The sequence below is a fragment of the Pigmentiphaga sp. GD03639 genome (genome assembly GCF_029845405.1).
Taxonomy (GTDB): domain Bacteria; phylum Pseudomonadota; class Gammaproteobacteria; order Burkholderiales; family Burkholderiaceae_B; genus Pigmentiphaga; species Pigmentiphaga daeguensis.
On record NZ_JAOCLR010000055.1, the window covers coordinates 1 to 11,037 of the forward strand.

General features: G+C 69.4%; 10 protein-coding genes and 1 tRNA gene. 10 read left to right on the forward strand and 1 reads right to left on the reverse strand.

Features of this window, described 5'->3' with window-relative positions; all coding sequences use genetic code 11:
• A partial coding sequence (locus N5K27_RS28380) for an ATP-binding protein (RefSeq protein WP_347945758.1) occupies positions 1-402 on the forward strand: 402 nt, incomplete at its 5' end.
• A 64-nt stretch (positions 403-466) separates the two neighbouring features.
• On the opposite strand, the gene N5K27_RS28385 is transcribed toward N5K27_RS28380, so the two are convergent.
• Positions 467-543, reverse strand: a tRNA-Met gene (locus tag N5K27_RS28385).
• 389 nt (positions 544-932) lie between these two features.
• Here N5K27_RS28385 and miaB point away from each other — a divergent pair.
• The 9 genes from miaB (at position 933) to N5K27_RS28430 (ending at position 10,964) form a co-directional block, all read left to right on the forward strand.
• Positions 933-2,300: a tRNA (N6-isopentenyl adenosine(37)-C2)-methylthiotransferase MiaB gene (miaB, locus tag N5K27_RS28390; RefSeq protein WP_243724459.1), complete on the forward strand. Its 1,368-nt coding sequence runs from the start codon at positions 933-935 to the stop codon at positions 2,298-2,300.
• Positions 2,297-3,316 (forward strand): PhoH family protein, encoded by a 1,020-nt coding sequence (locus N5K27_RS28395; protein ID WP_087837346.1) that lies wholly within the window; start codon positions 2,297-2,299, stop codon positions 3,314-3,316. The genes miaB and N5K27_RS28395 overlap by 4 nt, the downstream gene beginning before the upstream one ends.
• Positions 3,288-3,791 carry an rRNA maturation RNase YbeY gene (gene ybeY / locus N5K27_RS28400; RefSeq protein ID WP_087837347.1) on the forward strand — a complete coding sequence of 168 codons (504 nt, stop codon included), beginning with the start codon at positions 3,288-3,290 and terminating at the stop codon, positions 3,789-3,791. Before N5K27_RS28395 ends, ybeY begins: the two co-directional genes overlap by 29 nt.
• 28 nt (positions 3,792-3,819) lie before the next feature.
• Entirely contained in the window at positions 3,820-4,716 is an 897-nt protein-coding gene (locus tag N5K27_RS28405) for a transporter associated domain-containing protein (RefSeq protein ID WP_087837348.1), read from the forward strand.
• Positions 4,717-4,730: 14 nt separating this feature from the next.
• Positions 4,731-6,359, forward strand: coding sequence for an apolipoprotein N-acyltransferase (lnt, locus tag N5K27_RS28410; protein WP_279820916.1), 1,629 nt, complete (start codon positions 4,731-4,733; stop codon positions 6,357-6,359).
• Positions 6,360-6,460: 101 nt separating this feature from the next.
• Positions 6,461-7,360, forward strand: a complete 900-nt coding sequence (glyQ, locus tag N5K27_RS28415; RefSeq protein ID WP_087837688.1) for a glycine--tRNA ligase subunit alpha — start codon at positions 6,461-6,463, stop codon at positions 7,358-7,360.
• Positions 7,361-9,493 carry a glycine--tRNA ligase subunit beta gene (glyS, locus tag N5K27_RS28420; RefSeq protein ID WP_279820913.1) on the forward strand — a complete coding sequence of 711 codons (2,133 nt, stop codon included), beginning with the start codon at positions 7,361-7,363 and terminating at the stop codon, positions 9,491-9,493.
• Between the two features lie 143 nt (positions 9,494-9,636).
• Positions 9,637-10,212, forward strand: a complete 576-nt coding sequence (gmhB, locus tag N5K27_RS28425) for a D-glycero-beta-D-manno-heptose 1,7-bisphosphate 7-phosphatase (protein WP_087837690.1) — start codon at positions 9,637-9,639, stop codon at positions 10,210-10,212.
• Entirely contained in the window at positions 10,212-10,964 is a 753-nt protein-coding gene (locus tag N5K27_RS28430; protein WP_087837691.1) for a lysophospholipid acyltransferase family protein, read from the forward strand. The genes gmhB and N5K27_RS28430 overlap by 1 nt, the downstream gene beginning before the upstream one ends.
• Positions 10,965-11,037: the final 73 nt, after the last annotated feature.

The following is an 11,037-nucleotide window of genomic DNA, read 5'->3' on the forward strand; positions in this document are numbered from 1 at the left end:
GGCGACCTGGGCGTGGCCCTGGCGGCCTTCCGCGAACGGCTCGAGCCGCAACTGCGGCGCCTGGGCATCGCATTCCACTGGTCCACCGAGAAACTGCCCGCGGTCACCGGCGTCACGCCGCAGAACGCCCTGTCCGTGCTGCGCATCCTCCAGGAAGCCGTCACCAACGCCATCCGCCATGGGCCCGCGCGTCGCCTGTCCATCGAAGGCAGGACGACCGAGGACGGGATGGCGACGCTATCGGTGTCCAATGATGGGGGCCGGCCGCTCCAGGCCGGCACGGGGAACGGGCTGCGCAACATGCAACGCCGGGCCCGCGAGCTGGGCGGGCGCGTGGCGTTCACGATGGGAGACGATGGTGCGAGGCTGTTGCTGGTGTTTCCGGCGCGGTTGCCGGAGTGAAGGCGTGGCTGCCACCGGCCGCTGAAAACAAAACGGCCCGCATCGCTGCGGGCCGCATGAATTCTGGTGGCGCATCCCTGATTCGAACAGGGGACCTGCGGATTATGATTCCGTCGCTCTAACCGGCTGAGCTAATGCGCCAAAAAATCTAAGACCGCGATTATATACAGTCCGGAAACGGGACGCAAATGGGCGTCCGGCCCAGGCCAATACCCCGGAATCACCCAAAAAAATGGCCCGACAGTAAACTGTCGGGCCAATAGGGAGCACACAATGCCGCGCCTCAATATGCTCGCGGGGGAAGCGCGGTATCGGTGTCGGACAACAACCCTGCCAGGCGCTGGGGATCTGCGGATTCCGCCGGCGCCCTTAGCGGCAAAGCAATCATCTGAGGCTCCAGTCTAGACCGGGGGGACTGACAGAGACCTGAACACGGCGCCGGCGTGGCGTCCGTCCAACCCCGCCCCTCTGTTAAAATGGCGTGTTCCGCCTTCCTGCCCCCGGGCTATAACCCCGTCACGGCAATCGACATGAGCAATCCCACTCCCCGCAAGCTGTACATCCGCACCTTCGGCTGCCAGATGAACGAGTACGACTCGGACAAGATGGTGGACGTCCTGAACGCCGACCAGCCGCTGGAAATCACCGATCGTCCCGAAGACGCGGACATCATCCTCTTCAACACCTGTTCGGTGCGCGAGAAGGCGCAGGAAAAGGTCTTCTCCGACCTGGGCCGCGCCAAGATGCTCAAGCGCGAGAAGCCGGACCTGGTCATAGGCGTGGGCGGCTGCGTGGCAAGCCAGGAAGGCGAGGCCATCGTGGCGCGCGCGCCCTATGTCGACGTGGTGTTCGGTCCGCAGACGCTGCACCGGCTGCCCGAGCTGATCGCCAGGCGGCGCGCCTCGGGCGTGTCGCAGGTGGACATCAGCTTCCCGGAAATCGAGAAGTTCGATCACCTGCCGCCGGCCCGGGTGGAAGGCGCCACGGCCTTCGTGTCGATCATGGAAGGCTGCAGCAAGTATTGCAGCTTCTGCGTCGTGCCCTACACCCGCGGCGAGGAAGTGTCGCGCCCGTTCGAGGACGTGCTGACCGAGATCGCCGACCTGGCGGACCAGGGCGTCAAGGAAGTGACGCTGCTGGGGCAGAACGTCAACGCCTATCGCGGCAGGATGGGCGACTCGGCCGAGATCGCCGATTTCGCGCTGCTGCTGGAATACGTGCACGACATCCCCGGCATCGAGCGCATCCGCTACACGACCTCGCATCCCAAGGAAATGACGCCGCGGCTGATCGAGGCCTATGCGCGCCTGCCCAAGCTGGTGTCCTTCCTGCACCTGCCGGTGCAGGCGGGCAGCGACCGCGTGCTGGCGGCGATGAAGCGCGGCTACACGGCGCTGGAGTTCAAGTCCATCGTGCGCAAGCTGCGCGCCGCCCGGCCCGGGCTGTCGCTGTCGTCGGACTTCATCGTGGGCTTCCCCGGGGAAACCGAAGAAGACTTCGAGAAGACCATGCGGCTGATCGACGAGGTCGGCTTCGACACCTCGTTCTCGTTCGTCTATTCGCGCCGCCCCGGCACGCCGGCGGCCGACCTGGCCGACGATACGCCGCAGGCCGTCAAGCTGGCGCGCCTGCAGCGCCTGCAGGCGCTGATCAACGACCAGGCCGCGGCCATCAGCCAGGGCATGGTCGGCACCACGCAGCGGGTCATCGTCGAAGGCCCGTCGCGCAAGGATCCCAACGAACTGATGGGCCGCACCGAGAACAACCGCATCGTGAACTTCCCCGCACCCGCGCGGCTGGTCGGCCAGGTGGCCGATATCCGCATCACCACAGCGCTGTCGCACACGCTGCGCGGCGAGGTCGTAACGCGCGAGACGGCCGGGGGCGTGCCCGCATGACGGCCGCCTCCCGCGCTTCCCACCGCCGCGCCGCGCCGGTCGTCGTATCGCTGGGCGACGACAACGCCCGGCTGTCGAATCTTTGCGGCCCGCTGGACGAGAACCTGCGCCAGCTGGCCGCCGCCTATGGCGTCGAACTGGCGCGCCGCGGCCACCGCATCACGCTGGAAGGCGAACGCGCCGAAGCGGCCTCGGCGGCGCTGCAATACCTGTATGAGCACGCGGACCAGCCGCTGTCGGTGGACCAATTGCAGTTGAACCTGGTCGAGCTGGGCGCGATGACCGCCGCCCACGACACCGACGAGGACACGCCGCCGCAGGGCGCCCCGGGCGAGGCCGAGGTGGTGCTGCGCCTGCCGCGCCGGCAGGACCTGCGCGGCCGCACACCGCGCCAGCGCGACTACCTGCGCAACATCCTGGCGCACGACATCTCGTTCGGCATGGGCCCGGCCGGCACCGGCAAGACCTATCTGGCGGTGGCCTGCGCGGTCGACGCGCTGGAGCGCGAGTCGGTGCGCCGCATCGTGCTGACGCGGCCGGCGGTCGAGGCGGGCGAGCGGCTGGGCTTTTTGCCGGGCGACCTGACGCAGAAGGTCGACCCCTACCTGCGTCCGCTGTACGACGCGCTGTACGACCTGATCGGTTTCGAACGCGTGACCAAGCTGTTCGAGAAGCAGACGATAGAGATCGCGCCGCTGGCCTATATGCGCGGGCGCACGCTGAACCACGCCTTCGTCATCCTGGACGAGGCGCAGAACACCACGCCCGAGCAGATGAAGATGTTCCTGACGCGCATCGGCTTCGGCAGCAAGGCGGTCATCACCGGCGATCCGTCGCAGGTGGACCTGCCCAAGGGCCAGCGCAGCGGCCTGCTGGACGCCTCGCAGGTGCTGGCCTCGGTGCAGGGCATTTCGTTCACCCAGTTCACCAGCGGCGACGTGGTGCGGCACCCGCTGGTGGCGCGCATCGTCGACGCCTACGAGAAGCATGGCCAGCAGAACGCCCCGGGCCGCTAGCGCGGCCGCCGCCGGGCCGGCGCTGTCCCTGGCCGTCCAGTACGGGCAGGAAGAGGCCAGGCTGCCGCGCTGGCGGCTGCGGCGCTGGGTGACCCAGGCCCTGCGGGCGCCGGAACTGGCCCATGTGGCGGGAGTCGCCCTGACGCTGCGGCTGGTGGGCGCCGCCGAGGGCCGGCGGCTGAATCGCGATTTCCGCCAGCGCGACTACGCCACCAACGTGCTGACCTTCGAATACGGCGCGGACCCGGAGGGCGTGGTGGGCGGCGACATCGTGCTGTGCCTGCCGGTGCTGGCGTCCGAGGCCCGGGCGCAGAAAAAGCCGTTTTTGCATCACGCCGCCCACCTGGTGGTCCACGGCGTACTGCATTCCCTGGGCTACGACCACCTGAACGATCGCGACGCCCGGCGCATGGAGGCCCTGGAGACCCGTATCCTGGCCGAGATGGCAATACCCGACCCGTATCGGGTATCCTAAACTTTTGCAACACTTGTCCTATTGGACGATGTCAGACACCTCGCCTAGTCCGGCGTACGTTTCGCGTACGCCCAAACACCCACCCAGAACCTTCTTCGAACGGCTTTCGGCGCTGATCCACCGCGAACCGGAAGACCGCGAGGACCTCAAGGCCGTGCTCGAGGCGGCCTACAGCCGCGACCTGCTCGACGCCGAGGCGCTGTCCATGATCGAGGGCGTGCTGGCCGTTTCCGAGCTCACCGCGGGCGACATCATGATCCCGCGCTCGCGCATGGACATGCTGGAAGTCCTGCAGCCCATCGACGTCCTGCTGCCCACCATCATCGAGACCGCCCACTCGCGCTTCCCGGTATACGAGGACAGCCGCGACAACGTCATCGGCATCCTGCTGGCCAAGGACCTGCTGCGCTACATGATCGACCGCGAACTGGACCTGCGCACGCTGCTGCGGCCGGCGGTCTTCATCCCCGAATCCAAGCGCCTGAACGTGCTGCTGCGCGAATTCCGCAGCAACCGCAACCACATCGCCATCGTCGTCGACGAACATGGCGGCACCGCCGGCCTGATCACCATCGAGGACGTGCTCGAGCAGATCGTGGGCGAGATCGAGGACGAGTTCGACGACGCCGCCGTCGAGCAGTCCATCTTCCCCGACGGCAAGAACCGCTGGCGGGTCATGGCGCTGACCAACATCCGCCGCTTCAACGAGACCTTCGGCTCGTCGCTGGACGACGACGAATACGACACCGTGGGCGGGTGGATGGCCGGCACCCTGGGCCGCATTCCCCGGCGCGGCGACCGCATCGAACGCGACGACCTGCGCATAGACGTGATCCGCGCCGACGCCCGCCGCGCGCTGTGGCTGCGCGTCTCCCGCCTGGCGGCTGGCGCCGCGCCCGCGGCCCCGCTTCCCAACCAAGGCTGAGCCCGCCCGTGCCCATGCCCTATGCCGCGCTGGCCGGAGCGCTGATCCTCGGCATGCTGCAGGGACTGGCCTTCGCGCCCACCCCGTTTCCCGCCTGGTTCCTGCCGGTGCTGCAGCTGTCCACCTTCGGCGGCATGAGCTGGCTGACCTGGCGCGCCGAGGGCCTGCGGGGCGCCATCTGGACCGGAGCGGCCTTCGGCGCCGGCACCTTCCTGGTCGGCGTGTCCTGGATCTACATCAGCCTGCACGTCTACGCCTTCATGGCGGCGCCGCTGGCCGCGCTGGGCGTCGGCCTCCTGGCCGCCTATCTGTCGCTGTATCCCGCACTGGCCACCGGCGTGGCGTGGTGGCTGTCGCAACGGCCGGCCACCGCGGGCCGCCCCGCCCGGCTGGCCTCGCCGCTGACGTGCGTGCTGGCGATGGCGGTGGCCTGGACCGGCTCGGAATGGCTGCGCGGCATCCTGTTCACCGGCTTCCCCTGGCTCAACATCGGCTATGCCCACGTCGACGGCCCGCTGCAAGGCTGGGCTCCGCTGCTGGGCGTCTACGGCGTCGCCTTCGCCGCCGCGCTGACCGCCTCCGGGCTGGTCTGGGCGGCCAGCGCCGTGGCCGAACGCGGCACCGCCGGCGTCGCGGCCGCGCTGCGCCCGGGCTGGCGCGCGCCCGCGGCGGCACTGGCCGCGCTGGCCGTCGGCATGGCGGGCGCCGCCTGGAACTGGGTGCAACCCTACGGCGCGCCGCTGACCGTCCGGCTGGTCCAGGCCAATATCCCGCTGTCCGACAAGTTCGACCCGGCGCAGATCTGGCAGGGCATGGACCGGCACCGCGACCTGGCCGAGCCCCCGCGGGCCGACGGCAAGCCCATCGCCCTGACGCTGCTGCCCGAGACCGCCGTGCCGGTGTTCCAGGACCAGCTCAGCGCCGAGGCCTGGAAGGAATGGGTGGACAGCGCTGCGCTGCGGGGCGGCACGTTCGCGCTGGGCGTGGCCATGCGCGACATCCATCCCGACCGCGACTACTACTACAACAGCGTCATCTCGCTGGATGGCCGCAGCGCGCCCGAACAACTGGTCGCCGGCCGCGTCGCGCACCGCTACGACAAGCGCCATCTGGTCCCCTTCGGCGAATTCGTGCCGCCCGGCTTCCGCTGGTTCGTGGACGAGATGGTCATGCCGCTGGGTGACTTCGACCGGGGCCGGGAACGGCAGAAACCGTTCGACATCAGCGGCCAGTACATCGCGATGAACATCTGCTACGAGGACGTGTTCGGCGAGGAACTGCTGCCCGCGGTCCGGCCCGGGCCGGCCGACCCGGGCGCCACCATCCTCGCCAACGTCAGCAACCTGGCCTGGTTCGGCAATTCGCTGGCGCTGCCCCAGCACCTGCAGATGTCCCGCATGCGGGTGCGCGAGACCGGTCGCCCCATGCTGCGCGCCACCAACACCGGCATGACGGCGGTGGTGGACGAGCGGGCGCAGGTGGTGGGCGAACTGGCGCCGCACACCGCCGGCGCGCTGGACGCCACGGTGCAGGGCACCACGGGGCTCACGCCTTACGCCCGCACCGGCAACGTGCCCATCCTGTTCATCGTCGCGGCCCTGCTGGCGGTACTGGGCTGGCTGCGGGTCAGGCGCGTGGACTGAGCCCGCCGCGGCACCGTCCGTCCGTATTTCGCCCGGGCCAGTTAAAATCCAGGGTTTGGCCGTGCCGCAAGGCCGCCCGCGGCCGCATCTACTCCAACACCATGCTGACATTTCAACAAATCATTCTCCGACTCCAGGAATACTGGAGCCAGCAAGGCTGCGCCCTCCTGCAGTCCTACGACATGGAAGTCGGTGCCGGCACGTCGCACACCGCCACCTTCCTGCGGGCGCTCGGCCCCGAGCCCTGGCGCGCGGCCTACGTCCAGCCCTCGCGCCGCCCCAAGGACGGCCGCTATGGCGAGAACCCCAACCGCCTGCAGCACTACTACCAGTACCAGGTGGTGCTCAAGCCCTCGCCCCCGAACATCCTCGACCTGTACATCGGTTCGCTGCAGGCGCTGGGCATCGATCCCCAGGAACACGACATCCGCTTCGTCGAGGACGACTGGGAAAACCCCACGCTGGGCGCCTGGGGCCTGGGCTGGGAGGTCTGGCTCAACGGCATGGAAGTGACGCAGTTCACCTATTTCCAGCAGGTCGGCGGCATCGACTGCAAGCCCATCATGGGCGAGATCACGTATGGCCTGGAGCGCCTGGCCATGTACCTGCAAGGCGTGGAAAGCGTCTACGACCTGGTCTGGACCGAAGCGCCGGACGGCACGCGCGTCACCTACGGCGACGTCTACCACCAGAACGAAGTCGAGCAGTCCACCTACAACTTCGAGCATTCGTCGGCCGAGACCCTGTTCCGCCATTTCAACGACTACGAGGCCCAGGCCAAGCGCCTGGTGGAAGTGCCGCTGGCGCTGCCGGCCTACGAGATGGTGCTCAAGGCGGCCCACACCTTCAACCTGCTCGATGCCCGCGGCGCCATCAGCGTCACCGAGCGCGCCGCCTACATCGGCCGCATCCGCAACCTGTCGCGCGCCATCGCGCAGGCGTACTACGAATCACGAGAACGACTGGGCTTTCCCATGCTTGCACGCAAGGAGGCCGCGTAAATGCCGGCCGCTCAACCCCTCCTGCTGGAACTGTTCACCGAGGAACTCCCGCCCAAGGCGCTCAACCGCCTGGGACAGGCCTTCGCCGAAGGCATCGCCGCCGGCCTGAAGAGCCGGGGCCTGTTGGCCGAGGGCAGCACCGCCACCGCCTATGCCACGCCGCGGCGGCTGGCCGTGCGCCTGTCGGCCGTGCTGCCGCAAGCGGCCGACAGCGAATTCTCCGAAAAGCTCATGCCCGTGAGCGTGGGGCTGGACGCCACTGGCCAGCCCACCCCCGCGCTGCTGAAGAAGCTCGCGGCCAAGGGCCTGGAAGGCGTGGACGTCTCCGGGCTGGCGCGTGAGTCGGACGGCAAGAACGAACAGCTCGTGTACCGCGGCATCGCCAAGGGCGCGGCGCTGGCGCCCGCCTTGCAGGCGGCGCTGGAAGATACGCTGGGCAAGCTGCCCATCCCCAAGGTCATGAGCTACCAGTTGGCCGACGGCGTCACCACCGTCCGCTTCGTGCGCCCCGCGCACGGCCTGGTCGCGCTGCACGGCGACACGGTGGTCGACATCTCCGCGCTGGGCCTGCGCGCCGGCCGCAACACGCGCGGCCACCGCTTCCAGTCGCAGGCGACGATCGAACTGCCCTCGGCCGACGCCTACGAGGCGCTGCTGCACGAGCCGGGCCGCGTGATCGCCTCGTTCGAACAGCGTCGCGCCGCCATCGAGCGCCAGCTGCGCGACCAGGCCGCGCGCCTGCAGTCGTCGCTGGGCGACGAGGCCGACGTGGCCTCGCTGCTGGACGAGGTATGCGCGCTGGTCGAGTACCCCACGGTCTACGTGGGCGAGTTCGAATCCGAATTCCTTGCCGTGCCCCAGGAATGCCTGATCCTGACGATGCGGCTGAACCAGAAGTACTTCCCGCTGTTCGACGCCGCCACCGGCAAGCTGACGCATCGCTTCCTGATCGTCAGCAACATGGCGCTGGCCAACCCGTCCAACATCGTCGAAGGCAACCAGCGGGTCGTGCGGCCGCGCCTGGCCGACGCGCGCTTCTTCTTCGAGACCGACAAGAAGGTGCCCCTGGCCCAGCGGGTCGAGCAACTCGCCACCGTCGTCTATCACAACAAGCTCGGCACCCAGCTCGAACGCGCGCAGCGCGTGCGCGCGCTGGCGCGCTGGGTGGCCGGCGCGATCGGCGCCGACCCCGAACGCGCGGACCGCGCCGCCCTGCTGGCCAAGGCCGACCTCGTCACCGGCATGGTGGGCGAGTTCCCGGAACTGCAGGGCGTCATGGGCGCCTACTACGCGGCGGCGGACGGCGAAGCCCCCGACGTGGTCGAGGCCATCCGCCAGCAGTACCGCATCCGGCTGGACCGGCCCGTCGACGCCGACGGCGCCACGGCGGCCGCGCTGTTCGTGGCCGAACGCGCGGAAACGCTGCTGGGCATCTGGAGCATCGGCCTGGTGCCCACCGGCGACAAGGACCCCTACGGCCTGCGCCGCGCGGCGCTGGGACTGATCAGCGCGTTCGAGCAGCTCGATGCGGGTGGGCGCCTGCCCGCCGACGGCAGCGGACTCACGCTGGACGGCCTGCTGGCGCGGGCGGCGGAAACCTTCGCCACGCCGCCCACGGCGGCCCAGATCGACGAGGTCCGCGCCTTCGTGTTCGAACGCTACCGCAACCAGCTGGCCGGCCAGTTCGACCGTGCCGCGGTCGATGCCGTGGTCGCCGTGACGCCGCCCCTGGCCCAGGTGCCGGCGCGGGTGCGCGCGGTGGTCGCCTTCTCGGCGCTGCCCGAGGCCGCCGCGCTGGCGGCCGCCAACAAGCGCATCGGCAACCTGCTCAAGAAGGTCGAGGGCGAACCCGGCGCGGTCGACGAAGCCCTGCTCAAGGAGCCGGCCGAACAGGCGCTGGCGCAGGCCGTGCGCACGCTGCGGCCGCAGGCCGAAGGCAAGTTCGCGCAGGGCGACTTCGGCGGCGCCCTGACGGTGCTGTCGCAGGCCCGCGAACCGGTCGACGCCTTCTTCGCCGACGTCATGGTCATGGCCGAGGATCCCGCCGTGCGGGCCAACCGCCTGGCGCTGCTGGCCGAACTGCATCGCACGATGAACCACGTGGCCGATCTGTCCCGTTTGGCAACCGCCTGACATGATGAGCCCCCCGCTACGCGCTGACGCGCGCCCCCCAGGGGGCGACGCAGGCGGACCGGCAAAGCCGGATCCGCTGCGTCCCGGATCGAGTCGCGCTCGTTTCATGCGATGCGCATCGTGCCACACCATGGATACCTGACATGCCCACCACTCCTGCCCGCCCCAAGCTGGTGGTCCTGGACCGCGACGGCGTCATCAACCAGGACAGCCCCGACTTCGTGAAGTCGCCGGACGAGTGGATTCCGCTGCCCGGCGCGCTCGAGGCCATCGCCCGGATCAACCAGGCCGGCTATCGCGTCGTGGTCGCCACCAACCAGTCGGGTCTGGGCCGAGGCCTGTTCGATGCGGCCACGCTGAACGCGATCCACGCCAAGCTGCGGGCGTCGCTGGCCAAGCATGGCGGCGCCATCGACGCCATCTTCGTCTGTCCGCATGCGCCGGATGAAGGCTGCGACTGCCGCAAGCCGCTGCCCGGCCTGTACCGCGAAATCGCCCGGCGCTTCGAGGCCGACCTGCACGGCGTGCCCTCGGTGGGCGACTCGGCCCGCGACCTGGAAGCCGCGGCGGCCGCGGGATGCACGCCCTGGCTGGTACTGACCGGCAACGGCCCCAAGACCCTCGCCAAGGGGCAATTGCCGGCCGGCACCGTGGTCTGGAACGACCTGGGCGAGGTGGCCGACGCGCTCGAAGCCGCGGCCCAGGCCGAGGAGCACTGATGCGCTGGCTCCGGTCGCTGCTGTTCTCGGTCTTCTTCATCGCCACGGTCATTCCCTACGCCATCGCCTGCGTGCTGTGGCTGCCGCTGCCCCTGCGGTGGCGCTACCGGCTCACGATAGGCTGGCCGCGCCTGATGATCTGGGGTGCCCGCTGGATCGTCGGCATACGGTGGCGCGTCAAGGGCTGGGAAAACCTGCCCGATCAACCGGCCATCCTGCTGCCCAAGCACCAGTCGACCTGGGAAACCATGTTCCTGGCCGGCTGGATGCCGCGCGAGATCTGCTACGTGTACAAGCGCGAACTGAACTGGGTGCCGTTCTTCGGCTGGGGCCTGGCGGGGCTGCGCATGATCGCCATCGACCGCAAGAAAGGCAGCGACGCCTTCGAGCAGGTGGTGGCGCAGGGCCGCGAGCGCCTGGCCGCGGGCCGCTGGATGGTGATGTTCCCGGAAGGCACCCGCATCGCTCCGGGCAAGAAAGGCAAGTACAAGAGCGGCGGCGCTCGCCTGGCCGCCCGCACCGGCGCCCTGGTGGTGCCCATCGCCCACAACGCGGGCGAATGCTGGCCGCGCAAGGCCTTCGTCAAGCGCCCCGGCCTGGTCACCGTTTCCATCGGCCCGCCTATCGATCCGCAGGGCCTGACCGCCGACGAGATCAACCGCCGCGTCGAGGACTGGATCGAAGCCGAGATGCGCCAGCTCAACCCCGAGCGCTATCCGGAGGCCCGGGGCGCCGAACGCGCCGCCGGTTGACCGCCATGGCCACACGTCCCGCTACCGATCCCGGCGCGCCTCCGGCTCCGCAGCGAGAGACCGCTCCACAGTC

Coding starts and splice junctions, on each gene's coding strand:
- N5K27_RS28405 (WP_087837348.1), top strand. CDS start 3,820: ATGTCAGACACCTCGCCTAGTCCGGCGTACGTTTCGCGTACGCCCAAA.
- gmhB (WP_087837690.1), top strand. CDS start 9,637: ATGCCCACCACTCCTGCCCGCCCCAAGCTGGTGGTCCTGGACCGCGAC.
- ybeY (WP_087837347.1), top strand. CDS start 3,288: ATGGCCAGCAGAACGCCCCGGGCCGCTAGCGCGGCCGCCGCCGGGCCG.
- miaB (WP_243724459.1), top strand. CDS start 933: ATGAGCAATCCCACTCCCCGCAAGCTGTACATCCGCACCTTCGGCTGC.
- glyS (WP_279820913.1), top strand. CDS start 7,361: ATGCCGGCCGCTCAACCCCTCCTGCTGGAACTGTTCACCGAGGAACTC.
- glyQ (WP_087837688.1), top strand. CDS start 6,461: ATGCTGACATTTCAACAAATCATTCTCCGACTCCAGGAATACTGGAGC.
- lnt (WP_279820916.1), top strand. CDS start 4,731: ATGCCCTATGCCGCGCTGGCCGGAGCGCTGATCCTCGGCATGCTGCAG.
- N5K27_RS28395 (WP_087837346.1), top strand. CDS start 2,297: ATGACGGCCGCCTCCCGCGCTTCCCACCGCCGCGCCGCGCCGGTCGTC.
- N5K27_RS28430 (WP_087837691.1), top strand. CDS start 10,212: ATGCGCTGGCTCCGGTCGCTGCTGTTCTCGGTCTTCTTCATCGCCACG.